28 protein-coding genes and 2 pseudogenes are annotated in these 23046 nt (G+C 67.3%); 13 read left to right on the top strand and 17 right to left on the bottom strand.

What is annotated here, in order from left to right; all coding sequences use genetic code 11:
• Positions 1 to 40 precede the first annotated feature (40 nt).
• Entirely contained in the window at positions 41 to 505 is a 465-nt protein-coding gene (locus ACFWYS_RS40650; RefSeq protein ID WP_384780833.1) for a LuxR C-terminal-related transcriptional regulator, read from the bottom strand.
• Positions 506 to 781: 276 nt separating this feature from the next.
• On the opposite strand from ACFWYS_RS40650, the gene ACFWYS_RS40645 reads away from it, so the two are divergent.
• Positions 782 to 1201, top strand: a complete 420-nt coding sequence (locus tag ACFWYS_RS40645) for an NUDIX domain-containing protein (protein ID WP_384780830.1) — start codon at positions 782 to 784, stop codon at positions 1199 to 1201.
• Positions 1202 to 1207: 6 nt separating this feature from the next.
• Positions 1208 to 1390 carry a hypothetical protein gene (locus ACFWYS_RS40640; RefSeq protein WP_384780827.1) on the top strand — a complete coding sequence of 61 codons (183 nt, stop codon included), beginning with the start codon at positions 1208 to 1210 and terminating at the stop codon, positions 1388 to 1390.
• A 311-nt stretch (positions 1391 to 1701) separates the two neighbouring features.
• Here ACFWYS_RS40640 and ACFWYS_RS40635 read toward each other — a convergent pair whose 3' ends face one another.
• On the bottom strand, positions 1702 to 2196 hold the full coding sequence (locus ACFWYS_RS40635) for a hypothetical protein (RefSeq protein WP_384780824.1): 495 nt from the start codon (positions 2194 to 2196) through the stop codon (positions 1702 to 1704).
• Entirely contained in the window at positions 2196 to 2597 is a 402-nt protein-coding gene (locus ACFWYS_RS40630) for an ATP-binding protein (RefSeq protein ID WP_384780821.1), read from the bottom strand. The genes ACFWYS_RS40635 and ACFWYS_RS40630 overlap by 1 nt, the downstream gene beginning before the upstream one ends.
• A gap of 341 nt (positions 2598 to 2938) precedes the next feature.
• Here ACFWYS_RS40630 and ACFWYS_RS40625 point away from each other — a divergent pair, with 341 nt between their 5' ends.
• Positions 2939 to 4273, top strand: a complete 1335-nt coding sequence (locus ACFWYS_RS40625; protein WP_384780818.1) for a hypothetical protein — start codon at positions 2939 to 2941, stop codon at positions 4271 to 4273.
• 203 nt (positions 4274 to 4476) lie between these two features.
• Positions 4477 to 4608: pseudogene (locus tag ACFWYS_RS40620) on the top strand (DUF397 domain-containing protein); the annotation flags it as partial.
• Between the two features lie 127 nt (positions 4609 to 4735).
• Here ACFWYS_RS40620 and ACFWYS_RS40615 read toward each other — a convergent pair.
• Positions 4736 to 5401, bottom strand: coding sequence for a TetR/AcrR family transcriptional regulator C-terminal domain-containing protein (locus ACFWYS_RS40615; RefSeq protein WP_384780815.1), 666 nt, complete (start codon positions 5399 to 5401; stop codon positions 4736 to 4738).
• Between the two features lie 62 nt (positions 5402 to 5463).
• Here ACFWYS_RS40615 and ACFWYS_RS40610 point away from each other — a divergent pair, with 62 nt between their 5' ends.
• The 5 genes from ACFWYS_RS40610 (at position 5464) to tgmC (ending at position 9718) form a co-directional block, all read left to right on the top strand.
• Positions 5464 to 6264 (top strand): proline hydroxylase, encoded by an 801-nt coding sequence (locus ACFWYS_RS40610; RefSeq protein WP_384780812.1) that lies wholly within the window; start codon positions 5464 to 5466, stop codon positions 6262 to 6264.
• A gap of 25 nt (positions 6265 to 6289) precedes the next feature.
• Positions 6290 to 7336, top strand: coding sequence for a threonine/serine dehydratase (locus tag ACFWYS_RS40605; protein WP_384780809.1), 1047 nt, complete (start codon positions 6290 to 6292; stop codon positions 7334 to 7336).
• A gap of 74 nt (positions 7337 to 7410) precedes the next feature.
• Entirely contained in the window at positions 7411 to 7623 is a 213-nt protein-coding gene (tgmA, locus tag ACFWYS_RS40600; protein WP_384780935.1) for a putative ATP-grasp-modified RiPP, read from the top strand.
• Entirely contained in the window at positions 7620 to 8588 is a 969-nt protein-coding gene (gene tgmB, locus ACFWYS_RS40595; RefSeq protein ID WP_384780806.1) for an ATP-grasp ribosomal peptide maturase, read from the top strand. The genes tgmA and tgmB overlap by 4 nt, the downstream gene beginning before the upstream one ends.
• Positions 8585 to 9718 (top strand): ATP-grasp peptide maturase system methyltransferase, encoded by a 1134-nt coding sequence (gene tgmC, locus ACFWYS_RS40590; RefSeq protein ID WP_384780803.1) that lies wholly within the window; start codon positions 8585 to 8587, stop codon positions 9716 to 9718. The genes tgmB and tgmC overlap by 4 nt, the downstream gene beginning before the upstream one ends.
• Positions 9719 to 9730: 12 nt before the next feature.
• On the opposite strand, the gene ACFWYS_RS40585 is transcribed toward tgmC, so the two are convergent.
• From ACFWYS_RS40585 to ACFWYS_RS40550, 8 genes are all read right to left on the bottom strand, one after another.
• A complete protein-coding gene (locus ACFWYS_RS40585; protein ID WP_384780800.1) occupies positions 9731 to 10063 on the bottom strand; it encodes a hypothetical protein in 333 nt (110 codons plus the stop codon).
• Between the two features lie 82 nt (positions 10064 to 10145).
• On the bottom strand, positions 10146 to 10433 hold the full coding sequence (locus ACFWYS_RS40580; RefSeq protein WP_384780797.1) for a hypothetical protein: 288 nt from the start codon (positions 10431 to 10433) through the stop codon (positions 10146 to 10148).
• Positions 10433 to 11482 carry a major capsid protein gene (locus ACFWYS_RS40575; RefSeq protein ID WP_384780794.1) on the bottom strand — a complete coding sequence of 350 codons (1050 nt, stop codon included), beginning with the start codon at positions 11480 to 11482 and terminating at the stop codon, positions 10433 to 10435. The genes ACFWYS_RS40580 and ACFWYS_RS40575 overlap by 1 nt, the downstream gene beginning before the upstream one ends.
• Positions 11483 to 11496: 14 nt before the next feature.
• Complete coding sequence (locus tag ACFWYS_RS40570; protein ID WP_384780792.1) at positions 11497 to 11913, bottom strand: head decoration protein; 417 nt, start codon at positions 11911 to 11913, stop codon at positions 11497 to 11499.
• Positions 11914 to 12025: 112 nt separating this feature from the next.
• Complete coding sequence (locus ACFWYS_RS40565) at positions 12026 to 12727, bottom strand: hypothetical protein (protein WP_384780789.1); 702 nt, start codon at positions 12725 to 12727, stop codon at positions 12026 to 12028.
• A gap of 54 nt (positions 12728 to 12781) precedes the next feature.
• The gene (locus ACFWYS_RS40560; RefSeq protein WP_384780786.1) at positions 12782 to 13045 is read right to left on the bottom strand and encodes a hypothetical protein; all 264 of its coding nucleotides are present in this window, start codon (positions 13043 to 13045) and stop codon (positions 12782 to 12784) included.
• A 94-nt stretch (positions 13046 to 13139) separates the two neighbouring features.
• Entirely contained in the window at positions 13140 to 13568 is a 429-nt protein-coding gene (locus ACFWYS_RS40555; RefSeq protein ID WP_384780783.1) for a DUF6233 domain-containing protein, read from the bottom strand.
• A 221-nt stretch (positions 13569 to 13789) separates the two neighbouring features.
• Positions 13790 to 14170: a hypothetical protein gene (locus tag ACFWYS_RS40550; RefSeq protein ID WP_384780780.1), complete on the bottom strand. Its 381-nt coding sequence runs from the start codon at positions 14168 to 14170 to the stop codon at positions 13790 to 13792.
• 520 nt (positions 14171 to 14690) lie between these two features.
• On the opposite strand from ACFWYS_RS40550, the gene ACFWYS_RS40545 reads away from it, so the two are divergent.
• Positions 14691 to 15116, top strand: coding sequence for a hypothetical protein (locus ACFWYS_RS40545; protein WP_384780777.1), 426 nt, complete (start codon positions 14691 to 14693; stop codon positions 15114 to 15116).
• 148 nt (positions 15117 to 15264) lie between these two features.
• Here the strand turns inward: ACFWYS_RS40545 and ACFWYS_RS40540 are convergent, their stop codons facing one another.
• The gene (locus ACFWYS_RS40540) at positions 15265 to 15498 is read right to left on the bottom strand and encodes a hypothetical protein (protein WP_384780774.1); all 234 of its coding nucleotides are present in this window, start codon (positions 15496 to 15498) and stop codon (positions 15265 to 15267) included.
• 225 nt (positions 15499 to 15723) lie between these two features.
• On the opposite strand from ACFWYS_RS40540, the gene ACFWYS_RS40535 reads away from it, so the two are divergent.
• Complete coding sequence (locus ACFWYS_RS40535; protein WP_384780771.1) at positions 15724 to 15954, top strand: chaplin; 231 nt, start codon at positions 15724 to 15726, stop codon at positions 15952 to 15954.
• Between the two features lie 157 nt (positions 15955 to 16111).
• On the opposite strand, the gene ACFWYS_RS40530 is transcribed toward ACFWYS_RS40535, so the two are convergent.
• Positions 16112 to 17800: a hypothetical protein gene (locus ACFWYS_RS40530; protein WP_384780768.1), complete on the bottom strand. Its 1689-nt coding sequence runs from the start codon at positions 17798 to 17800 to the stop codon at positions 16112 to 16114.
• A gap of 870 nt (positions 17801 to 18670) precedes the next feature.
• On the opposite strand from ACFWYS_RS40530, the gene ACFWYS_RS40525 reads away from it, so the two are divergent.
• Entirely contained in the window at positions 18671 to 18817 is a 147-nt protein-coding gene (locus tag ACFWYS_RS40525) for a hypothetical protein (protein ID WP_384780765.1), read from the top strand.
• Between the two features lie 170 nt (positions 18818 to 18987).
• Here the strand turns inward: ACFWYS_RS40525 and ACFWYS_RS40520 are convergent, their stop codons facing one another.
• Both ACFWYS_RS40520 and ACFWYS_RS40515 read right to left on the bottom strand, forming a co-directional pair.
• Positions 18988 to 20454 (bottom strand): terminase large subunit domain-containing protein, encoded by a 1467-nt coding sequence (locus ACFWYS_RS40520; protein WP_384780762.1) that lies wholly within the window; start codon positions 20452 to 20454, stop codon positions 18988 to 18990.
• 23 nt (positions 20455 to 20477) lie between these two features.
• The gene (locus ACFWYS_RS40515) at positions 20478 to 21014 is read right to left on the bottom strand and encodes a hypothetical protein (RefSeq protein ID WP_384780759.1); all 537 of its coding nucleotides are present in this window, start codon (positions 21012 to 21014) and stop codon (positions 20478 to 20480) included.
• A gap of 456 nt (positions 21015 to 21470) precedes the next feature.
• Here ACFWYS_RS40515 and ACFWYS_RS40510 point away from each other — a divergent pair.
• A pseudogene (locus tag ACFWYS_RS40510) lies at positions 21471 to 21719 on the top strand (ANTAR domain-containing protein); the annotation flags it as partial.
• Positions 21720 to 22064: 345 nt separating this feature from the next.
• On the opposite strand, the gene ACFWYS_RS40505 reads toward ACFWYS_RS40510, so the two are convergent.
• Positions 22065 to 23046, bottom strand: a 982-nt coding sequence (locus tag ACFWYS_RS40505) for an IS630 family transposase (protein ID WP_384780756.1), incomplete at its 5' end; no start/stop codon positions are given.

Below are 23046 nucleotides of genomic sequence, written 5' to 3'. Positions count from 1 at the left end.
CCGGCTTGGGGCATTCCGGTTTCTGTGCCCGGGGAGGGAGTCAGCGCAGCCATGCGATCACCTGCTGGGCGGTCAGGATCCGGTACTGCCAGGCGCGCTTGATGGCGTGCGCGCGGTTCCTGGCACCGAGGTTCGCCAGGAGGTCCTGCTCGTCGCAGCGGATGACGCCGAGCCCTCGCTTCAGCTCGACGGCGATCTGCGCGGACGTCTTGCCTTGGCCGATGAGCGGTACGAGATCGAGCTGTTCTTTGGGCACTGTCAGTCTGTCGGGGTCCAGGGCGTCCGGGTGGGTGATGGTGTTGGTGGCGTAGCCGACGGCGATCGCGGCCTCGATCTCGCGCATGCCGTGCAGCTTCGTTTTGGCGAGCTTGAGGTAGCCGGAGGCTGTTCCCGGCTTGATCAGGAGGTCTGCGGCGACCTCGGTGAGTGTGCTGCCGTCGGCCATTCCTTCGACGACCTCTCGCTCTCTGGGCGCGAGTCGGATCTTCGGGATGGTCACGGTCACTTCTGAACTCCTTGGCGGGCGTGGTTGATTTGCTGACACAGTGTGGCGAACCGGTGTTTCTCGTCGGCAGTAAGCCGGCGTATCGCCGGTTGCGGACGGCGGGTCCGCCGCCACCGCCGTATGGCAGCGAGGGCGAGCGCGGCGAGCAGTGCAGGGGCGACGGTTGGGTTCGATACGGTCTGTCGACTCGGGCAATTCACCCACCAGGGCTTTCGGTTGTGGATGGCGTGGTACGTTCCGGGCGCCTACGGCCATCCATGTATTTCGAGGAGAGCGATGGCGTACACGCCCCCTACCTGGCCTGTCTCCGTCAAGGGTGTGGCAATGGACAGCTGTCGACGCGTCCTGCTGCTGAAGAACGAACGCGAAGAGTGGGAACTGCCAGGGGGCCGACTCGAAGCAGAGGACTCCACCCCGGAGTTGACGGCAGAGAGGGAGATCGGGGAGGAGGCCGGCTGGACGGTGAAGGCGGGCCCTCTCCTGGACGTGTGGATCTACCAGCCCTTGCCCGAGACGCTGCCGGACCGACGGGTCGTGATCGTCACCTACGGCTGCACCGTCCTCACCCCGGATATGGCGCCGGTAGTGAGTAACGAGCACAAGAAAGTCCGCTTGTTCACGGCCGAAGAGGTGCCCAGGTTGAACATGCCCAAGGGGTACAAGCAGTCCATCGCCGCCTGGTTCGAACGGACGTGACCGGCGATGAGCAGCGGCAAGGTGGCGCGGCGCTCGCCGCACACCTTGTGGCACTGGGCCACCCCGCAGGCCGAGACCATCCTGGCCACCCGCGACCTCGGAGAGGGTGCTGCCGCCGACCAGGCCCTCAACGACCTGTCGCTCTCTGCGCGCGAGACGGATCCTCGCGACGGTCAGGGTCACTTCTGAACTCCTTGGCGGGCGTGGGTGATCTGCCAGCACAGTGCGGCGAACCGGTGTTCCTCGTCGGCCGCAAGCTGACGTATCGCTGGTTGCGGACGCCAGGTGCACCGCCACCGCGGTCGGACAGCGAGGGCAAGCGCGGCGAACAACGCGGGGGGGCAATGCGGCCGAGGGGGTGCCCGGCGCTGGGGTGTTTCGACTTCCCGTGGGGGACGGATGGAGTCGTGTTCTCCCAGCGCCGGGCGGGGAGTCGGGCCGGCTGCCGTGTGGAAGAGTCACGGCACAGGGCGGGCCCGACGTGTTGGGAGGGACGCGCATCACTCGTCGTCTCCCATGAGGTCGAGAATGTCGACGATCGCGAGGGCGTAGCGGCGCAGGTGCGACAGCTCCTCGCCCTCGCTCGGCCGTTCGTCGCGAAGGGCGAGCAGGCGCCGCAGCTCGTCGGTGGGGTACATCGCGACGCGGTGTGGGGCGACCTGCATGAGCTGGGTCGTGGCCCGGTTGAACCGTGTGGCGATCCGCGCAGCCTCCTCCGTGCTGAGCGGCGGCGCGGACCTCGTGTGCTGCTGCCGCCGTGGGAGGGGGAGGCCGAAGCGAAGTAAGAGGCTGTTGAGCTTGCGGCCGTCGTTTGCAGGGGCGGGTGCGGGCCGATCGCCGAGGACGTCTTCGAGGGTGTCGATCAGGTCGTCGCTGACTCCCTCGGCCGCGAGTGAGCGGGAAAGTACGTGGGCGAGCCTGCGCATCGTCTCGTCCTTGGAGGAGACGGGACGACTGAGCAGTTGGGTGGCGGTGGCAGTGTCTACGGCGACCATCACGGCCTCCCCGCAGGGAGACGGATGACGCACCACGTTGTCTTGCCGTCGTCGCTGACGCCCCACTTGTGTGCGAGGACGGCGACGATGAAGAGACCGCGACCGGAGGTGTCCTCGTCATTCGCGCAGGTGAGTTGAGCCGGTTGCGGGTTGCCGTCGGAGACCTCAATCCGTACGTGACTGGCGGCATAGAGGACCTTCAGCCCGACGCTTCCGTGACCGTGTTGGATGGCGTTGGTTACGAGTTCGGACACGGCGAGCAGGGTGCCGTCCGCAGCCGGCCCGGATACCTCCCACAGCCGCAGGTGGGCCTTAGTTATCCGACGCATGCGGCCGACGTAGGCAGTGTCCGGGGTGAAGGCCACGGCGAAGCCGCGTGCGGTCTGGTGCTGCACTTCCATTGCATTCACCATGGCGACGGCGGCTGTGGCCGGGCTCACTGAGGGCCTCCCAAGTGGGCGGTGGGGGATCCTCTACCTCGCTTGTCCGGGTCCACCCAATCGGTGTCCCGAGTTGCTGTGCTGACGAGCATGAGTGGGGGCTCCTGGGCTGTCAGGTGGACGTGGGAGGGAGCCGCCGCTCGCAAACAGGATGGGGGGCGTCTGCGATTCGCGCGGGGCCGTCAGCCGTGCGGTGTGGATCACCGATCGGCCGGTAATCACTCAACTCCTGTGCGCGCAGCGGGGTAAGGGAGGAGAGTGGATGCACGGTTGAACTGGTTGAACACACTCGGGGGTTCGCCATGGCCCGACGGCCACGCACACCGAATACCGCTCTTGCGGACCTGATGCAGACGGGAGGGATCGGAAATGCCCAGCTAGCGCGACGGGTCAACGCGGTAGGTCGCGAGCTCGGCGTAACCCTGCACTACGACAAGACGAGCGTCAGTCACTGGCTTGCCGGCAGCACACCCAAGCCCGAGGCACGGCCCGCAGTGGCCGAAGCCCTCGCGCGGCTGCTCGGCCGCCCCGTAACGTGCGCTGAGATCGGCTGGGAGACCGCCCCATCCGAGGAGAGCGACGTAATTGCGGGAGTGATCGACCTGAGCCGAGCAGACATGGACCCATCGCGCCGAGGGGTGCTGAAGACCGGCATGTACGCGGCGGCTTTGGCCGTGCCGCGGTTCGAAGACGTGGCCGGGCGGCTGGAAGCCGTGAAGGCCGGTCGGACCGTGCACATAGGCCAGTCCGACGTCGAGACCGTCCGCACCATGACAGACAAGGTCGCGGACATCCTTGACCAAGTCGGGGCGGGGCACGCCCGCCCAATGGCCGCCGCCTTCCTGGTCAATACGGCCGGACCCTATCTGCGCGCCACAGGGACGGAACGTGTGCAGCAGGACATGAGGGCGGCCGTCGCCGACTTCGTGTATCTGACGGGCTGGATGGCTATGTACGAGAACGCCCAGGGGCTTGGGCAGAAGTACTACCTCAAGGCCCTGGAACTCGCCGGCGCCGCAGAAGACCACGTCACCTACTGCCGCACCTTGCGCGGGATGAGCCTTCAAGCAACCCATCTGGAGCACGGCGCGAAGGGTCTAGAACTGGCCGACGCCGCCGCCGAGGCGGCCCCCGCCGCAGGGCCCCGTCTCGTGGCCTTCCTGCGAGGCCAGCAAGCAGCTGCCGCCGCGATGACGAGTGACCGGCATACGGCCGTTGCCCGACTTCGGGAGACGGAAACCGCCCTTGCCCGCGCTGATGATCGGCGCGACGCCGTAGGCGGCTACGACCAGGCCGCTTACTACTTCCATGAGGCACACGTCCGGTGGCACCTGGGAGACCGTGAGGAGTCCATCAAGGCCCTGCGCCGGTCCAACGCCGCACGCAGCCCCCTGGAAAGGCAAGGGCGGCTGCACTGCCTTGGAGTGATCGCCGAGCGGCAGTTCCGCATGCGGCATGTCGAAGCCGCGTGCCAGACGTGGACCGCATTCCTCGACGAGCACATGGCCATCTCCTCAGCCCGAGGAGATGAGCACTTGAAGACGATAATCAAGGCACTTCCCGCCTATCGCAGCGTGCGCGGCGTGGCCGAGCTGGAAGAACGCGCCCGGCACGTGGCCGCCCTCAAGGCGGCCTGACCGGCATCACCACGAGCACTGACAAGCCGTGTGACGTGCGGAAGTTCGTCATCCTTGCGGGCTGGTGCTCTGCCCGTTACGGAGACGCCGAAGTTCCTGCTTCAACTAGCCCGAGAGATCCGAGAATGGCCCTCAACAAGCGCGGCCTGAACCTCGCTCCTGAAGGAGAGTGGTTCGTTTCCTAATACCGCGGCGGCGGCAACAACTGCATCAAGGTCGCCGCCCCGACCGCCGCGCTTGAGCACGTCGGCGTGTGCGACTCCAAGCAGGACAACGGCCCCGCCTTCATCGTCGGACCGGAGGCGTGGAAGGCGTTTATCGCTTCCGTCGCCTGAGCTGTTTCACCGTATGGCCGAGATCCCGCGCGCACTCATCGCGCGGGGCCTCTCCCGTCCCCTACCCAGCAGGGAACGCTCCTTCTACCTGCCACCCCGCGCGCATCAGAGCTTGTCGAGGTTGTCTTCACCCCAAGCCGCCTTTGGTGTCCGGGCAGGCCGGTGCCGCGGTACTGATGAGCTGGCGGAGCGCGCCGTAGTAGACCTCATGGTCCACCACGGCATGCAGGATCACCGAGAGGTGGCCGGTCAACACCGGGAACTCATCGGGGTCAAGGGCGGCTAGCGCCTGCCGGGTTGCGGCCTGGGCCGCCTTCGGATCGCGGTGGTCGACGAAGCTCGCGCTGCCCAGGGTGAGCAGGTACATCCGCCGGTAGGCGCTGATGGCGTCTTGTGGCGTCATACCGGCCGCCACGGAGTCGGCGAGTTGCGGCTCCACCAGGCATTTGAGCAGCTGGGGCCCGAGCCACGGCCGGGCGCCGCGCAGCGCCACCAGCCCAGGATGGGCGGTCAGCAGCTCGTACAGTGCGGTGAACCTGGTCTCGGTGGCCGTAGCCCAATCAGTACCGGCCGGAATCCGGGGCAGGCGGCCGGCGAGGTGGTCGGTTATCAGGTCCAGCAGCCCGGCCACGTCTGTGCAGCGGCGCTGGAGCGAGGCGAGTGAGATGTCCAGCGCCGTCGCAAGGCTGCGGAAGCTGAGCGCCTCGGGGCCGCCCTGATCCACGATCAACAAGGCTGTTTCCGCGATGCGTTCGGGAGTCGCTCGGTCCAGGGAAGCGGATTGCCTAGGCATGCGAGTCAGCGTACGGTACAGCGTATCGCTACGCTAGGCTTCTGACTCCTCACGGAGGCGACATGCCGCACAGCACGGCGCTCGATCCGCTGTTCACCGCCGTGAACACCGCAGCCTTCACCGACCGGCACCTGGCCAACCTCGCGGCCGGCACCCTCGCGGCCGTCCGTGTCCCCGACTTCCTCGACAAGCCCACCTGCCGGGCCGCGATGGAAGCTCTGCACCGGCTACCCACCGCCGAATACGACTTAGCCCGCGTGCCGACCCCCATCGTCCGGTTCGGCCCGGCTCTCAACGACTACCGCGGCCAGCGCGGCCAGCTGGACGCTGCGCGGTACTGGCGCGACGCCGAGACCGCTCGCGCGGCCTGGCACCGCGCCGGGATGCGCCCCGACCCCATCGCCGTATCGCTGGCCCGGCTCGGGGGTGCCTGGGGCGCAGCAGTGACACCGGCGACGATCGGCGGGCGGGCGGTATTCGGCGGCACCCTGCGCGAGATCAACGCCGGCGCCCTGATCCACTACGACGACATCAACCGCGAGGTCCCCGGTCTGTTCGACCAGGAGATCGTCGCCCAGCTGGCATTCAACGTCTGGATATCCGTCCCGGCCGAAGGCGGGGCGACCGCCATATGGCGCCACCGCTGGGAACCAACCGACGAGCGGTACCGCCACGCATACGGCTACCGACCCGAGACCGTGGCCGACCACCAGCAGGTGAACCTGACGCCCGAACTCGGCGACGCACTGCTGTTCAATCCCGCCAACTTCCACGCAGTCGAACCCTGCCCCCACGGGCGGCGGATCGCCTTCGCCTTCTTCCTCGGCCTCACCACCACCGGCCAGCTCATCACCTGGTCATGACACCCCCTCAGCAAGGGAGCCCACCGTGCACCACCTGACGTACGGCGACATCAAGGCCGCCACCGACCGGATCGCCGGACGCATCCGCCCCGTCACCCTCTCCCCCGTCGACCGGGGTGCGATCAGCACCGCCCACCGCGACCCCCTGGACGACCGGCCCGAGGAACCGTGCCAGGTGTGGCTGGCGCTGGAGTACATGCAGCACACCGGCAGCTTCAAAGCCCGCGGCGCCCAGAACTTCATCCAGGCCCACCGCGAAGCCGGAACGCTCCCCGACGCCGGTATCACCATCGCCTCCGGCGGCAACGCCGGACTGGCATGCGCCTGGGCCGCACAGCAGCAGAAGGTGCGGGCCACCGTCTTCCTGCCCGCCAACGCCCCAGCGGTGAAGGTGGCCAAACTCCGCGACTACGGAGCCGACGTCCGCCTCATCGGCTCCGAGTACGCCGAAGCCCTCTCCGCCTGCCAGGACTTCACCAACGCCACCGGCGCCCTGGCCAGCCACGCCTACGACCACCCGCTCATCGCCGCAGGGGCCGGCACCCTGCTGGAGGAAATCCGCCGCCTCATCCCCGACCTGGACACCGTGGTGGTCGCGGTCGGCGGCGGCGGCCTGTTCGCTGGAGTGGCCACCGCCGCCCAACACCACGGCATCCGCACCGTCGCAGTCGAACCCGAGAACTGCCGCGCCCTCAACGCCGCCCTCCAATCCGGCGCCGTCATCGATGTCACCGTGGACTCGATCGCCGCCGACTCCCTCGGCGCACGCCGCACCTCCCAGATGGCCCTACACGCCGCCCAGCAAGACCGGGTCCACTCCGTACTCGTGCCCGACACCGAGATCATCCGCGCCCGACAAGCACTGTGGGACCACCGCAAGGTGGCAGTCGAACACGGCGCCGCAACCGCCCTGGCCGCCCTCACCGCGCCGCCCACCCACGTACCCGACCGAGACCTGCCCTCCCGGCCCACCGCCCCCAGCCGCAACTACCGGCCCGGCAACGGCGAACGGGTCTGCGTCGTGCTGTGCGGGGCGAACACCGACCCCACCGACCTGGCCCACCGGCCCTGACAACACACCTAAAGCCAGCGAAATGGAGGTTCCCGGTGACGACGCTCACCCCGAAGCCGTGGGGATTAACCCGGATGCGGCCGTTCCCTACTACGGCCGTGCTGACCGCGGCGACCGTCGTTCTGGATCCGGAGACCCAGACGGGGCTGTGGATCGGACCGGACGGCCTGGAACTACCGACCATGGACCGGCACAAGCGCAGCGAAACGTCCACGGAGACGACGACGAAAACCTCGCTGGACGGCAACACCGACGAGGGCAGCGACCAGTCGGGGGACACCGATTGACCGCGTCGTCACCGGTCCTCGTCGTCACACAGCTGGACGACGCGACGGCCGACGTCGTCATCAAGGAGTTAGACAGACGCGCGGTCCCGGTGGTCCGTCTCGACCCGGCAGACTTTCCGGACACCGTCACGGTGACAGCACGCGCCGACGGCTTCGGGCTCGCCGGAGAGGTGCAAACGCCGACCAGGACCGTGCCACTGGACAGAGTGCGATCGGTGTACTGGCGCCGCCCCGGCCCGTACACCGCCCCCGAAGAGCTGGACAGCCAGGACGCCCGCTGGTGTGCGGACCAGAGCCGCTACGGACTCGGCGGCATCCTGGCCGCACTGCCTGGCACGCACTACGTAAACCACCCGTGGCGCAACCGGGCCGCCGAGTACAAGCCTGCCCAGCTCTCTGCAGCTGCCCAGTGCGGTTTCCACGTCCCGCCGACCCTTCTGACGAACCAGGCTGAAGAGGCGCGGCGGTTCGCCTCCGAGCACGGGCCCGTGGTCTACAAGCCCCTGTACAACACCGACTACACGGACCAGGACGGGCGCGGCCTGACTGTGTGGGTTGAAGAGGTCGCCGCGGAGGACCTGGACGCCGGAGTCAGCCGGACGATGCACCTGTTCCAGCGACGCGTGGACAAGGTTGCAGACGTCCGGCTCACCGCGGTCGGCGGCCAAGTGTTCGCGGTCCGGATCGACGGCTCCCCAGGCCTGGACTGGCGTCGGCACTACGACGACCTCACCTACACCCTCATCGACACGCCGCCCGACGTGACGAAGGCCGTGCAGGACTACCTCGCCGTGTTCGGGTTGGTCTACGGGGCCTTCGACTTCGGGCTCGATGCCAGCGGCCGGTGGCACTTCTATGAGTGCAATCCGAACGGGCAGTTCGCGTGGTTCCCCGCCTCCATCACCGACGAGATCACCACCGCCATTGCCGACCAGCTCCACCACCCTGATCGGGACCGCCGATGACCAGCAGCGCCTCCCTCCGCCGAGACCTCGCCGACGAACTCGCCAAGCGCGGTCAGCTCACCGACCCTGCGTGGCGGTCCGCCGTCGAAGCCGTGCCCCGCGACGCCTTCCTCGATGCCACCGTCTTCCGCCCCAACGGCACCCAGTGGGAGCCCGTACGCCGCGATCAGCTCGGTGAGAGCGAATGGCTACGGATGGTCTACTCGAACACCACATGGGTCACCCAAGTTGACGGTGCCAGCGCCACGGACGCCTCCGGCCCGTTGCCCGGGCGGCCCACCTCGTCGAGCACCCTGCCGTCCCTCGTCCTGCGCATGGTCGAACTCGGGGACATCCGCGACGGTCACAGGGTGCTGGAAATCGGAACGGGCACCGGCTACTCCACTGCGATCCTGTGCCACCGGCTCGGCGACAAGTCCGTGTACTCCGTTGAATACGACGAAGGCTTGGCCGCGACCGCCGCGCAGCACCTCCACGCTGCCGGCCACTCACCGCATCTCGTCGTCGGCGACGGCCTGCGCGGGCACCAAGACGGTGCCGACTACGACGCAGTCATCGCCACATGCGCCGTACGAACCATCCCGCCATCGTGGCTGTGGCAGCTCCGCGATGGCGGCAGCATCACCACCACGATCAGCGGCTGGATGCTCGCCTCGGGCCTCATCCGACTCGCCCTAAACGAGGAAGGAGTCGCCAGCGGCCGATTCGCCGGGGACACGGTCTCGTACATGCTCGCCCGCCCGCATGAGCGCCCCCCGCGCCCCACCTTCTACCCCCACCCCGGCACCTCCCGACGCACACAGATGGCCCCGGAGCTACTGGACGACTGGACGGGGCTGTTCGTAGCCCAACTGGCCGCCCCCTCAGCCGAACTGGTCCGTACGGGGGACGGCATCGCCCTGGTCGACGTGGCAACCGGCTCCCAGGCATGGACCGAACCGGACGGCAACGGCTGGACGGTCCACCAAGACGGCCCTCTGCGCCTGTGGGACCAAGTCGAGGACGCGCTCATCACGTGGCAGCAGGCGGGCTCGCCCGATCAGACCACGTTCGGGATGACCGTAACCGAGTGGGACCAGACAGTATGGCTGGGCGACCCGAGCGGCCCGCACTGGCGCCTGCCAGTGTGAATGGCGCCGTGCCTACCGGTAGCGGCGCCCGGGGGTCAGCCACGTAACCGCCATCACCACCCCCGCCTGGTCGTCCTCGTCACCGGGCTCGTCCGGGGCGGGAGCCTGGCGGATCTGTTCGATCTGCCGTTCAAGACCGCGCAGGTTCTCCTGAAGGTCCATGGTCACCACGTTGTCGACGCTGACCTTCAGCGGGTCAGCGAGGAGCTTGGCGCGCCGCTCGCCGAGGACCTCAAATGCGACCGCCCGTACTGAGCGGAGTCGGAAGAAGCGGCGTTCCAGGTCGGCCGGGTCGGTGTCCGGGCCGAGCTGGGCGAGCAGCCATGACCGCTGGAACTCGTCCACCGGCTTTCACATCCCTCGGATACGAGGCACGGCCCGGAGCCTTACGGGGGTGACAGCTCCGGACCGTACGGTGAGCGTACTGCTAGGTGGTAGTCGAGCGGGTCCGCCGCGACGGCGGCTTCTTCGTACCGACCCCGCCGGCGTCACCCGGCCCAGGGTCGGGCTCGGCGGTGCCCGCCGTGGGGTCCGGTTCACCGACCGCGATCGTCTCCGGCTCGACGTCGGCGTCCAGTGGCGAGTCCCAGGCATCGGGGTTCGTCACCAGCGCGGCGATCTCCGGCGACGGGCTCTGGCCGGGCCGCAGGATCAGGTCCTCGTGGGTGGCCGGGTCCTTCACGTACACCGCGGCGATCAGTCGGCGGCCCGGCATCACAGGACCTTCGCCACGATGTGTGCGTCCGGGGTGTGCATGACCGGCATGCCGACCGCGGCGCCCTTGGTCCAGATCTGCACGGGGTCGTCCTGCACCCCACGGGTGATGATCAAGCCCGGCGCGTCCTCCCGGATGATCTCCGGGTTCGAACCGCGCGACAGCACCAGCGCCTCAGCGGTCACGCCGAGCATGGTCTGCGCCCACTTCTCCCGCTCCGGCGGCACCAGGATCCACAGGTCCTCCGGCAGCACCTTGCGCGGCTTGCCATCCACACGGACCTGCGCCTTGTAGAACGTCACCGGCGGCAGGCCGTAGTTGCCGCGCACCACGTTGATCTGCTGCGGGGTCAGCGTTGCCGTCGGCGTCGCCGACGGGCTCACCGACCCGTAATAGGCTGCCCGGTAGGCGTTGTTCGCCGCGAAGAAACTGAACGCCTTCCGGCTGGTGACCACCTGCTCCGGTTCGGGGGCGCCGATATCGTCCAGGTGCTGGATCCACCGCAGTTCATCCGCGATCGGATCCGATTCCGGGTCCGACCACGGGCGGGCGGCGACGGGCATGTTCTCGGCGGGGACGTTCCAGTCCACCTCCAGCGTCAGCCCGTTCTCCTGCACCAGCGTGAACCGGCCGTCGGCAAGAACATCGCCGGCGGCCAGCTCCAGCCGTGACCGGATCGCCTCCACATGCCGCTCGACATCGTCATACAGCAGCTCGATCAGCCGGTCCTGGTCCGAGCCCCGGGAGGCCTCCAGCAGGATCTGCTCCTGCTCCCCCACCACGAGCTTCTGACCAAGCGCGGGCAGCGCACCTTCGCGGGAGGTCTGCCACGCCTCGCGTGTCGCGAACGGCACCGACGCGTCGAACGCCCGGTACTTTGCGACGTTCACGTACCGGCCGGAGTCCTTCACCCGCCACTTGACCTCCGGCAGCACCATCGTCGGGAAGATCGACTGGGTGAGCAGGAAGTCCTTAGGGGACGGGATGGCGCGGGCGAACGTCGTCAGGTCAACGGCCTGGACGTCCTTCAACAGGTCCTGAATCGTCACAGCTCAGGCCCCGTTCACACGAAGCGGATCTGCGCGGCACGCGGGTGCCACGCCAGCTGCGACATGTCGATACCGCCCGGAACCTTCGACGCCTTCACCGCGCCGTGCCACAGCAGCGCGGCTGGCACGCGGGTTTGCCCCGGCGCGAACGGCGCCTCCGCCACGATGAAACCGCGCAGCACCTGGCGGCCACACGTGGCCTCCGGGTCGTAGGGGCCGTACAGCTTCGACTCCGCAACCTTGCCCACCGGCACACCGGAGAAGACGCGGCCGTACGGCTCGCAGCCGTCCCCGCACTGGTAGTGCACGCCTTCGCTGAACAGATTCAGGTCGAGGGTGATCGTGTCCGTCGAGTCCGTGCCGTGCAGAGAGGCCAGCCACTCACGGTTGGCGGTCGTGTACTCGGACTTCGAAACAGGCTGAATGGTCATGCTGTTGTCTCCATGGACGATGCGGTCAGCTTCCGCACACCGCCCATAGGGGGCAGTGCCGTCCACGAAGTCGAGGGGGCGTGGTCCCCACTGCTCTTGTCAGGCGCTCAGCTCAGCGGGCGTCGCTGAACTCCGGCACGAGCCCGCGCCTTCGAGCCATCTCCAACCCGGCCGCGCCTGGCTTCGCAGGAGGCGTCGTCCGGGACGGGCCGCGCCCAGCCGGAGCCCCGGCAGGGGCCGCCGGCACCGGCGGCGTACGCACATCGCCGAACAGCTCTGGACGCCGGGCGCGAAGGGCCTCCGCCGCCGCCTGGATCTGCGCGTCATCCGCGTCCTCATCGTCGGTTGCCAGCAGACGCTCCGCGTCCACCAGGTCATCACCCGACGCACCCAGCGCCACCAGAGCCGCACGCCGCAGAGCCGCCCTTTCCCGCTCCGCCGCGAGTTCCTCACGGCGAGCAGCCTGCAACTCGCGCTCGGCAGCGTCCTGTTCGCGACGCTCGACCTCCGTGAGCGCGGCCTGCTCCGCCTCGCGCTGCGCGGTGACGAACTCCGTCAACGCCTTCGGTGTGTCGAATCCCAGGGTGGCCAACAGGCGCTTGACAGCGGCGCGTTCACCCTGCGCCTTCTCCCGCGTGAGCATCTTGCCCAACCGGTCCTGGGTCACCGTGACCTGCTGCTCCTGGCCGCCGTCACCGGCATCGTCCAGGTGGTCGTTCGTCTCGTCCTCCGACGAGGCTCCGAGAATCGGGTAGATCGGCCGCCCATCACGGCGGTAGCCGACAGGGCTGCTATTCGGCAGGGGCCGGACCATGCAACTCCTCCAGTGCGCGCCCCCGCGCTAACGATCAGTGTAGCCAAACCGCGATCACACCACGCTGCGCCACCGCGTGCAGCTGGGTTCGCCCAGCACGCCCAGGTCCAGGATCTCGATGCCGCCGCTGTAAGCCGAGAACGTGATCCACCAGCCTGTGCCGGACAGTGTGGTCACGTCCCAGCCTCCCGGCGCCGGCCACGCATCCTTACGAACCAAGGCTGTGGCGACAGACTCCATCGCATCCTGCCGGTCATCCTCGGAGAGCTCCATGAGGGCTTCTTCCACCCAGGGCGCCAGCTCCACCACGTACGACATCGCATATCCCCGCGCTCGTGATCAACCAGGAGTGGCACCGTACGACGAACGCGACGGCCCCGCTCACGCCTGTGGATAACTTCAACCGTGCAGGTCAGTCCAACATGCCGAGCTCAGTCATCGGCCGGCAGAACGGGCACTCCTCGATGTTCGGGTCGAGCAGCGCCGCCCGCGCGTCGTTCGCGGTGATCGGATGCTTCGCCCCACCGTGGCTGCAGTCGTCGACATGGATGCGCACCGGCCCGGCGCCTATCGCCCGCGGCTGCCGCTCCGCGACGAAGCCGGTCGACTGCCGCTCCGTTCGGTTCGGGGCGAAGGGCAGCGCAGCGGCAGGGCGATGCCCATTGCGTGAGGGTGGACCCGGCGACGGCGCCAGCACTCCGTCGGCACGAGCGAGCGCATCTTGTACCGCTTTGCGCTGGAGTCGCAGGTAGATCACGACAGTCTCTCCGTCAGCGAGCTGCTTGTCCAGGTACGCCAGGATCGCGCGCAGGCGCACAGGATCCGGAGGTAGCTCGCTCATGCGTTCGATTCAAACATCAAGCCCCGAGCTCGTCGAGGTGGGGGCTCATTGCCCTGTGCCAGCGAAGGTTGAGCACGTGTCCCGTCTCAGCGGAGCTCGTCCCCGTCTCAAACGATCTGGCCCCGTTCACTGCCGTGGGCCAGATCGCTTGAGCTGATCCCGCGAGATGTCCATGTCAGGCAATGTGCGGTCCGCGCGGAGCCAGACCGGGAGGCGTCACGTCAGCCAGTAATCGTGACGCAGGGAAGCCCTACGCTCTCATCACCGCGGAAGCCCTCCGCACAGAGTCGGGTGCCTGCCGGGAAGTGGCGTTGCGGGTAAGCCTGGTCCCTGTAGGTCCGGAACGCGTCGACGTCCTCGACCTTGGTGTCTGCGCTCCAGCCATTGGTGGTCCACACCCGCGCGCGGATCCTGTGCGGCTGGTTCGTGTTGGTGACCGACACCTCCACCCTGCCCAGGTAGGTGCCGCTGTCGTAGGTCTCGATGCAGACGGAGTTGTTGCACCACTTGCCCGCGGCTGCTGCAGGCGGGCCGGCGGCGAACACGAGGCCGACGGCGGCGGCTGTCGCCCCGAAAGCCGAAATGATCCTGCTCAAGCTCATGTTGGGAGATCCTCCAAATGCTCCTCTTCGCCTCGCCGTGAGGCGGCGCATGGCTACCCAGACGCGGTTTGCACAAAAGCCGCCTTGAACCTCGATCCCCGTCAAAAGTGGGTGCTGTTCGGCGACGGGCACCGGACTAGCCCCGGGGAAGATCGGGCGAGAGGGAACAACACTCCAGGTCAACGCTTCGTCATGCAGCAGCCTCAAAGCGGGGAAGGCGGTTCGCCATAGGCATCACTCGAGATCGGCGGCCGCTGAGCCATCACCCGATCTGGTCTCTCCACGAGTCAACACGCTGCAAGAAAACAGGCTGAACGAGGTGGTGTGTCGGCGCGAAGCGTGTCCGCGGACCAGATCAACTGAGATCTGCCCTATCCGGACGTATCAATTGACCTGGTCGTTGCTGGTCAGAGCCGCGGCGCCGGACCAGATCGTTTGGGACGGGACAGCGCGTGCCATCGCTGAATGAGTGCAGGGGCATCACTTGGTGACGGGCCTGATGACGCCCTACGGTGAGCCAGTGACTCGAACGCTGTACCACTTCACAACGACCGAGTTCTGGGAGCAGATCCTCGCATCCAAGGTCCTCGAAGCCCGGTGGCCAGGGGACGGCTCCGCGCCCAAGACGGTGCACATGATGGAGTCCGGGGACCCCGAAGATCTTCCATGGGCTTTCCGAGAGGGGCGGACCGTCCGCATCGAGCTGCGGATACCCGAAGCCGAGACCCGCCACTGGTTCGGCTGGGCGAGAACCAACGTGCCGCCGAACGCATTTCAGTCGCTCGGGGTGCCGGTTTGGACTCCAGGCGATCCTGAGTACGTCAATGACCGGAATCTCGGAAGCAAGCACTGGTACGTGGTCGAGAGGGCGGTGCCCGCAGCCGAGTGGGTCTCGGTCGTGGACATCGAAACCGACACAGTGCTGTGGCGCGCTCCGGTGCAGTAGCCGGGAGATCCCGACCATCGCGGCGAGCGTGCCTGCTCAATGTTCGGTGGCAGGTGCTCAGCCTTCTGCCACAGGACATTCATTCGCGCCAGCGCCCCACGGACTCATGGCCTCGAAGTGTGAGTGCGGCGGGGATTCCGGCTGATCGTTACGCCGCGTCCTTCGGGGGGTGCCGGACGGCCTTCTTCACGTCCATCTCGATGGAGAATCGGTCCGTACCCTGTTCCGTCGCGTACTCCGTGACCTTTGCCTGGAAGGCTGCGGCAGCGTCGAGCCAGGGCTTCCACGCCTCTGGGCTGTATGGCACGCCCTTGATGGAGTCGTGAGCCTCCAGGGCAGCACGCTCCGCGTTGATCAAGTCATCGAACGAAATAGCGGTCACGGCGGAGCATCCTACGTCTGCGCACGACAAAGCCCCCCGCCAGCCGGAGCTCGCAGAGACCATGCGCTCACCGAGCTCGGGCTCGTCCGACGAGAGGAGACCGATCATCGGGCGAGCCCCTCGGTAACCGATGGAGTGAGTCCGCTTACCCGTTCGTGTGATGGGGCGTTCCTCGGATCATCCGAGGGCGTTCACGTTGGTGATCCCTACTCATCAGGAGAAATCATGCGCACACGTACCGTCACTGCCTTGATCGGCTTGGCCGCCGCTTCCCTGCTCATCAGCGCCGGGTCCGCTGCTGCCGACGCCGACGGCAATGCCAAGGCTGAAAACTCTCCCGGAGTGGGCGCCGGGAACGCAGCTACGGTGCCAGTCCATGTTCCAGTCAACGCCACAGGAAACAGCGGCAATGTGATCGGTGCCCTGAACCCGACCTTCGACAACTCCGTCGGCTGACCTAGCGGATCAGCCTTGCCGGACCACTGCCCAGTCCTACCAGCTGTGGGCCTGGGCAGTGGCACTTCGCGGAGTGGCGGAGGGTGATAGTCCACCAACTCCGCACATGTCTCGGACTGGACGGCGCGCAGGCTGCACGATCTACCGGACAACACACCTAGGCCGCCCTCCGGGTATCTTCGCGGTCCTGGTCGTCATCTCCATCGTCGTCGCGCTGCCGCCGAGCCGCATTCTCCGCGAGACGCATCGCCGCATCCTGCTCCGCCTTCACCCGGATCCGCGCCACCTCCTGCGACGCATCCTCGATCGGATAGCCCGCGTCCAACAGCATCTGCACCGCCGTCTCCAGCGAGATCACACCAGCCCCGTACGCCGTGACGACCTCCTCCAACACCGCGGCCCGGTCCGTCGGCGTGTGCGGCGCCCACGCCAACCGGGCCGAGAACGACTCCCCGGCCGCCCAACCCTCCGCGCGACCCGCCTGGTACAGCCGCTGCACGAACTTCAGCAGCAGCCGGTACTTGTGCTCCCTGGCCAGCCGCATCATGCCCACCAGCGCATCCAGCGGCGCCAACGCCAACTTGAACGCGTACCCCGACGGCACCTCCGCGGCATCCAACGTCCCCAGCCCGGCCGCCGTGATCCGCGAGTTCGCCGCGATCCGGTCCAACAGATGCTCGACCCGGGCCCGCAGCTCCGCCAGCTGCGGCGACGTGTCCAACGCATCCATACGCCCGCTATCGCCAAGCTGCCAGACCGCGCCGGCCTCCACCTTCAGCTTCTCCGGCCTCCCCGACCGGTCCACCGGCAGCCGGGCCCCCGCCAACCCGATGATCGGCGTGCCCGTCGTCGCCGACGCCGCCGAGCTGTCCGAATCCGTCGCCGCCAGCTCATCCAGGCCCTGGAGCACCCGGGCGAGCACGGAGCGCCCCCAGTGCTCCCCCGCGCCCGGGATCGTGTTCGTGAGGTGGATGACCGGCACGAAGTCGATCACCAGATCCAGCCGGTTCAGCTCCGTCCCGTCCGCACGTACCCGGAACACAGCCTTGTGCATCGGCAGCCGGTCCAGGGTCTGCCCACGCTTGAGGTCTTCCAGCAGCCACTCGGCGTCCGTCAGGTAGCACGTCACGTTCGACGCTCGTCCCGGCTCCCACGGGTAATGCCGCACTGCGCTGCTGTCCTCGGAGATCGGGCCCAGCTCGTACGTCACCCGCCGAACCCGGGCCTTCAACCCGGCGTCCTCGTCCTCCGGCAGCTCCCACGCCAGATGCACCCGGCTCGGGAAGTCCTGGTCCTGGTCGTCATCCCACTGCGGGAAGAAGAAACCGGGATCCTCCACCTGCAGCGTCGGCCGCTGCTTCTCCGGATTCCACGCCAGCACATACACGCCATCGCCCAGCAGCGCAGCCGTACGCTCCGCCTGCTGGATCCGCAGCGACAGCAGCTCCTTCTCCGCCCACTTCCGCAACCGCTCCTGAACCGCCGCAGCCTCTATCGCCCCCGGCTCCGGGGACTCCTCATCGGCGTGCTCGGCACCGGCCACCGCGATCTGCTGATCCGACCCGAGCAGGTAACCCAGCGCCGTATCAACCAAGTTCGCCGCATCGCCCAGCTCACGCCGCTCCAACGCGGACTCGTCGCCCCCAGCCGCAGCCAGCTGTCCGGCCTGGTTGTTGTCGTACGAGGAGAGCACCTTGTACGCCGCCAGCCTGCGCAGCTCATGCGGAGGCAGCCACGACGCCGCCAACTCCGGAAACGCCCGACTTGACGGCCTTCCGGCGTCAGCCATCACCGGCTTGTAGTTCAGCCATGACCAGGCGTCGATCACGAATTGGCGCAGGCCCACAAGTCCCTCCAGGACGTCGGCCCCGCGCCGTCACTCACTCTAGCCACGGCAGTCGATGCTTCCGGCTCAGGACCGGTGCATGCTCGAACCCTCAGCGGTCATACCCGTCGTCCTCCACGAAGCCCTGGTGGACGTGTCGACAATCACTCAAAAGCACATGAAGCAGAACCGGATGCGCCGTTGGTCACGCCCAAGGTCGCACCAAGGCGAGAGCCGTACCGGATGGCCGTCCCTTCACCCGCAGAGCTACAAACGCGGCCCGTACCCAGCGGGGGAACACCGTTTCCCGACAGCCGGTGCTCACGAATGTCGCCGGGATGGGCGAGCGAGACACCAAGCAACTTATCGACTTTGCGGCCGGTTTGATGGTTCATCTGCGAGGAACCGTCGAGCGGAGTGACGCAGAAGGTGTTCCTGTTGTCGCCTGCTAACGTCGTTGTCATGGCAGCGGGGCAAGGCCGCATCGCACAGGGCGGGTTCTTCAACCAGACCTGAGACGCACAGCCCAGAATCGCCGCACACAGCGGTGCACCGCAGCGCGGGAACGAGGGAGAGGAAAGCGGGGGCATGAGCATGATCCTCAACGACATCCGTGTCGCGCCAATATGCTTCCTCATCGCTCATCTTCAGATGCCGGTTGATCATGGAGTACCTGTTCCAGAGTGCCCGCACATAGCGACTCAGCAAGGCAGTGGTGACCGTCCGGAAAGCCACATACTCCGCCACTGATCCACCACTCACCTTCTACGGCGAGCCAACCTGTCGCCGAGGCGCACCTGCCGCCAACGCGTAGGCACGAGTTGGCCGTTGTTCCTCCTGCTGGGCATGCCCAGTACTTCACCTATCCGCCGTGTCCGGAGGGAGGAACAAGTGGCCAAGCACGCTCGGCCCCGCAGGAACAACAACAACGACAAGAAGGAGGCAACAGACCGCACAGAACGCCGCGAGCGGACGATGCTCGTGATCAGGATCGCCATCCTGCTCCTCGCCATCGCCCGCTCCCTGAGCGGCAACTAACCGCACGCGAGGGTCGCCCCGGTGATTGGCATCAGGTGGGCGGCCCTCGCCCATGCACAAGACCCCTCAAGACGGAAGAGTCTAAGTACACGGTGTTCCCAGGTTATGCAACAGCGTCAAGTTATACGCGTCAAGTCACAAGAGTCAGCGGCAGCCGTTAAGCCGATAACTCACCTACGACCACTAAGCCGCTGATCATCGCCGCCACGTGGAGGCGGCATCATCGGGTCGAGGAACAAGTCCCACAACGCCCACACCGCCGAGTCCAACAGGTCCGGCGAGTCCTCCGTCTCCCCCTGCCCGACGAACGTCGTCATCTGCTCCTCCAACTCCGCGAACACCCGCGCCGAACCCACGTGATGCACACGCGCCTGCTCATACAGCTGCGCCGCCGGGGCAGCCCGAGCCCTCTTCCCCCGCGTTGCATGAACGATCCGCCAGTTCACCGTCGGGTCGACCTGCTCCAACAGCGCGGGCAAGTAGTCACCACCGTTGTTCGCCTCGATGACCACACAGTCCGCACGGTGCTCGTGGTACAGCTGCGCGGCCCGCTTCATCGCCTGCGTCGGCGTGTGCCGGTCCTGCTCGCAGTGCAGCAGAAATCCACGCGGCCGCTCGTCCCCGAACACTGACTCCACCGGAAAGCCGCGGCCCGCCACAGTGAAGGCCGTCATGTCCGCGTTCTCATGCGACTTCGTCGCCGGGTCCACAGCCACAACCAGACGCTGAAGATCCGGCAGATGCTCGGGCCGGGGCCTAAAGCCCTCGACCTCCAGCATCCAGCCCTTCCACAACGCACCCTCGACATCCTCAAGGAGTTCACCGGACAGCTCCTGCCGCCCCAGCCGAGTGCCGGCGTACTCCTCCTCCAACTCCTCCCGAGCCGCCGCCGACAGGTTCGCGTCGTTCTCCCGCATGTGCCCACGCGTCAGCACCACCCGCGGCGGCGCCCCGCCCTCCCGATGCACCCGCTCCTGAGCCCGGCCGCGCTCGACCAGCCGCTTCACGTGCGGCAGCGGCTTGGGCGTAGTCGAGATGACGACCTGCGGGAGCTCCGCCTCACGCAGGCAGAACCACAGCATGTCGTAGACCTCTTGCGCGGTATGCCGCGACCAAGCCGCGTACTCGTCCAACCACGCCTTGTCGAACGCCCAGCCACGCAAGTTGTCCGGCGTCTCCGCACCAAACCCGCGTATCAGCGTGCCGTTCTTCAGCCGCAGCGTCGTCTCACCCAGCGACGAGTTGTACTTCGCGACCTCCTCCGGCGGAAACACCGACAACAGCCCCGACTTCGGGGACTCAAAGCAGATGTCCCGCACCAGCGTGGCGTTCTTCGCCACCACCGCAATCTGCTGGCTCGGCGCCTTCGCCCACTCCCGCACCGCCTCCGCCGCCGTCCGCGACTTCCCCCAACCACGGCCGGTGAGCAGCATCCACACCGTCCACAACCACAACGGCCGCCGCTGCGCCGCCCGCGCATGATGATGCAGCCACCCCGCATGAGGCAGCCCGTCACAGTCCGGGACCTCACACGCCCACCGCCGCGCCGACAGCTCATCCGCCCGAACCAGCGCCGCGACCTCCGCCTTGAGCTGCTCATCGCTCATCACCGACGGATCCGCGAACTGCTCCACCATCCGGCGCTTGGCCCGCCCCCGGCTCACCGCGCGCCCTCCGACAACCGGCGCTCCAGCTCCCTGCGCAACTGGTCCATCCGAGCCCGGCGATCCTCATCCGACAAAGCGGCGACATCCGCACCCTGATCCCGGTCCTCGACCGCCCCGGCCACCGGCGCCTCACCCACAGCCCGGCGCTCGATCTCCGCTGCGACCTGGATGTACCGCAGCAACTCCGAAGGCGACAGCTCCCTCGGATCAAGCGTCTGGAGCCGAGCGACCGCCTTGCTCTGCACCGCCTGCGCCAACTTCGCATGCCTGCGAGCAATTTCCTTCCGCGCCAGCGCCTGCTCCGCAAGAAACAGCCGATCCTGCTCCCGGTCATACGCCGTCGCCCGAACCACCCAAGCAAACTGCCGCGACCACCGACCCACCAACGCACGAGATTTATCCAACTCCCGTGCCACCCTCGTGACACTCCGCGCCGGACCGAAATCCCGGTACACCACGAACGCCTCAAACGCCTGGGCAGACTCACGATCCTGGCGCCCCCAGGGGTCGACGACACCCCGGTCAACCACCGGTCAGCCTTCTCTCTCCCCCAGCACCACCGACAGTCCTGCCGCGTCAGGACACAAGAGTAGACATGCTCGATGGATCAGACGCTTGTTCCGCTCCGAGCAGGTCGTGGCTCAGGCGATGGACGAGCACGCGGGGAAGCCTTCGCTTTTGAGCATGGCGACATCGCCCTCCCCTATACGGACGGTGTCATCGAGGCCCGCAACGGGACGGCACGTTCTAGCCTCTTACGAAAGGGGTGGCCGGCAACGCTGGCAAAGGTCCCGATTCTCTCTTGGCCCACCTGCGCGAGGACCTGGTTTGCGGCACGCCGGCGGCCACCTAAGCGATGACGCCGCCATGGTGGCATTCGAGCGCGGACCGCCGCCATCCTGAAGTGTCCGTGGATGACCCGACCCCCAGCATGCGATCCATCCCAGATGCTGAGGAACTCGCGCTGTCCGCGGCACGGACACAACAATGAGCTGGCCGGATGGCTACTGGCCGCCCACACCGCGGTCGCCTTCTCCAGCGCCCGCACCCGCACCCAGATGGAATACGCGGTCGCCACCCGCCACGTGATCGGCGAGGCCATGGGCATTCTCATGGGCAGCCACCGTCTCACCGAAGAGGAGGCGTTCGACGTGCTGCGCCGCTACTCCCAGGAAACCAACATCACGCTCCGCGAAGTCGCCCACCGCGTCTGCGAACAGGGCAGCCTGTCCTGATCTCATGCTGCCAACTCCTCCCGCTTCCTGTTGAACCAGAGGAGCCTGAGCCGGGTCCCGGGGGGGAACGCCGCTGAACCCGGCCTACGCACCAAGTCCCTTGCCCGCGCTAACAGGTTGTCCCGTAATTGATCTTGGATACGATGCGGACACGGGCGACCGGAGCACAGTCGACTCGACCTGCGCACATGGCTCCGGAGCGATTGCGTCATTCGGGAGCCAGATGGCATCTGACCTGCGGCAGGACCGTGTCTAGGTACTTACTGCGACGCAGAGTGTGTCGGAGCTGCCTCGGGCGAGGTCTGAGATGGGCCGCAAGGTGTCCCGAAGCGTGGGCTTCACCAACTAGTGATCTGGTTCGGAGATCCTGTCGCAGTAGCGGCAGATGCGGTCGAGGATCTGGTCGGCGGTCTTGGTCCATCTGAAGGGCCTGGCATCGTCGTTCCAGACCTTGATCCACTCTTCGAGCCCGGCCTTGAGGTCGTCGAGTGAGCAGAACACCCCGCGTGTGAGGCAGCGTCGTTCCAGCTCCGCGAACCACCGCTCGACCTGGTTGATCCAGGACGAGTAGGCCGGGGTGAAGTGCAGGCGGAACCGGGGATGCGCAAGCAGCCACTTGTGCGCCACCGGCGCCTTGTGGGCGGAGAGGTTGTCGCAGATGACGTGGACCGCCAGGCTCTTGTCGGTCTGGCGGTCGATCTCGTCGAGGAAGTCGCGGAAGTCGACGGCCCGGTGTTGGGCGGACAGTTTCGTGATCACCTTGCCCGTGGCGGTGTTCAGTGCGGCGAACAGGTTGACGGTCCCGTGCCGGACGTAGTCGAAACTCCGCCGCTCGGGCACTCCCGGAATCATCGGCAGGACCGGTGTGGTCCGCTCAAGAGCCTGGATCTGTGGTTTCTCGTCCATCGCGAAGACGACGGCATTGGCCAGCGGGGCGAGGCAAAGGCCGACGACATCGCGGATCTTGTCGATCACGAACGGGTCGGGTGAGATCTTGAAGGTCTCAGTCCGCCACGGCTGCAGGCCGAAGGCGTGCCAGATCCGCAGCACGCTCGCCGGCGAGATCCCCACGACCTTGGCCAGCTCCCGCTTCGACCAGTGCGTCCCGCCCTGTGGCGTCTGCTCCAGGGTGCGGACCACGACCTCTTCCACCTGGGCATCGGTGATGGTCCGCGGCACCCCGGGCCGCGGCTCGTCGGCAAGTCCGTCCAGTCGCCGGGCAAGGAACCGTGTGCGCCAGCGGCGCACGGCATCTCTGCCGACACCGAGTCGCGCGGCGACCACGGTGTTGTTCCAGCCGTTCGCGCACGCCAGCACGATGCGTGCG

It is taken from the genome of Streptomyces sp. NPDC059010, from assembly GCF_042740355.1.
In the GTDB taxonomy this organism is placed as follows: Bacteria; Actinomycetota; Actinomycetes; order Streptomycetales; family Streptomycetaceae; genus Streptomyces.
Note: the sequence above shows the minus strand (reverse complement) of the source record. Positions and strands in the feature narration are given on the sequence as shown.

What these genes read in the sequence shown, in the direction of transcription:
- ACFWYS_RS40645 (WP_384780830.1), top strand. Translation starts at nt 782, where the DNA reads ATGGCGTACACGCCCCCTACCTGGCCTGTCTCCGTCAAGGGTGTGGCA.
- ACFWYS_RS40640 (WP_384780827.1), top strand. Translation starts at nt 1,208, where the DNA reads ATGAGCAGCGGCAAGGTGGCGCGGCGCTCGCCGCACACCTTGTGGCAC.
- ACFWYS_RS40635 (WP_384780824.1), bottom strand. Translation starts at nt 2,196, where the DNA reads ATGGTCGCCGTAGACACTGCCACCGCCACCCAACTGCTCAGTCGTCCC.
- ACFWYS_RS40630 (WP_384780821.1), bottom strand. Translation starts at nt 2,597, where the DNA reads ATGGAAGTGCAGCACCAGACCGCACGCGGCTTCGCCGTGGCCTTCACC.
- ACFWYS_RS40625 (WP_384780818.1), top strand. Translation starts at nt 2,939, where the DNA reads ATGGCCCGACGGCCACGCACACCGAATACCGCTCTTGCGGACCTGATG.
- ACFWYS_RS40615 (WP_384780815.1), bottom strand. Translation starts at nt 5,401, where the DNA reads ATGCCTAGGCAATCCGCTTCCCTGGACCGAGCGACTCCCGAACGCATC.
- ACFWYS_RS40610 (WP_384780812.1), top strand. Translation starts at nt 5,464, where the DNA reads ATGCCGCACAGCACGGCGCTCGATCCGCTGTTCACCGCCGTGAACACC.
- tgmA (WP_384780935.1), top strand. Translation starts at nt 7,411, where the DNA reads ATGCGGCCGTTCCCTACTACGGCCGTGCTGACCGCGGCGACCGTCGTT.
- tgmC (WP_384780803.1), top strand. Translation starts at nt 8,585, where the DNA reads ATGACCAGCAGCGCCTCCCTCCGCCGAGACCTCGCCGACGAACTCGCC.
- ACFWYS_RS40580 (WP_384780797.1), bottom strand. Translation starts at nt 10,433, where the DNA reads ATGCCGGGCCGCCGACTGATCGCCGCGGTGTACGTGAAGGACCCGGCC.
- ACFWYS_RS40570 (WP_384780792.1), bottom strand. Translation starts at nt 11,913, where the DNA reads ATGACCATTCAGCCTGTTTCGAAGTCCGAGTACACGACCGCCAACCGT.
- ACFWYS_RS40565 (WP_384780789.1), bottom strand. Translation starts at nt 12,727, where the DNA reads ATGGTCCGGCCCCTGCCGAATAGCAGCCCTGTCGGCTACCGCCGTGAT.
- ACFWYS_RS40560 (WP_384780786.1), bottom strand. Translation starts at nt 13,045, where the DNA reads ATGTCGTACGTGGTGGAGCTGGCGCCCTGGGTGGAAGAAGCCCTCATG.
- ACFWYS_RS40555 (WP_384780783.1), bottom strand. Translation starts at nt 13,568, where the DNA reads ATGAGCGAGCTACCTCCGGATCCTGTGCGCCTGCGCGCGATCCTGGCG.
- ACFWYS_RS40550 (WP_384780780.1), bottom strand. Translation starts at nt 14,170, where the DNA reads ATGAGCTTGAGCAGGATCATTTCGGCTTTCGGGGCGACAGCCGCCGCC.
- ACFWYS_RS40535 (WP_384780771.1), top strand. Translation starts at nt 15,724, where the DNA reads ATGCGCACACGTACCGTCACTGCCTTGATCGGCTTGGCCGCCGCTTCC.
- ACFWYS_RS40520 (WP_384780762.1), bottom strand. Translation starts at nt 20,454, where the DNA reads ATGGTGGAGCAGTTCGCGGATCCGTCGGTGATGAGCGATGAGCAGCTC.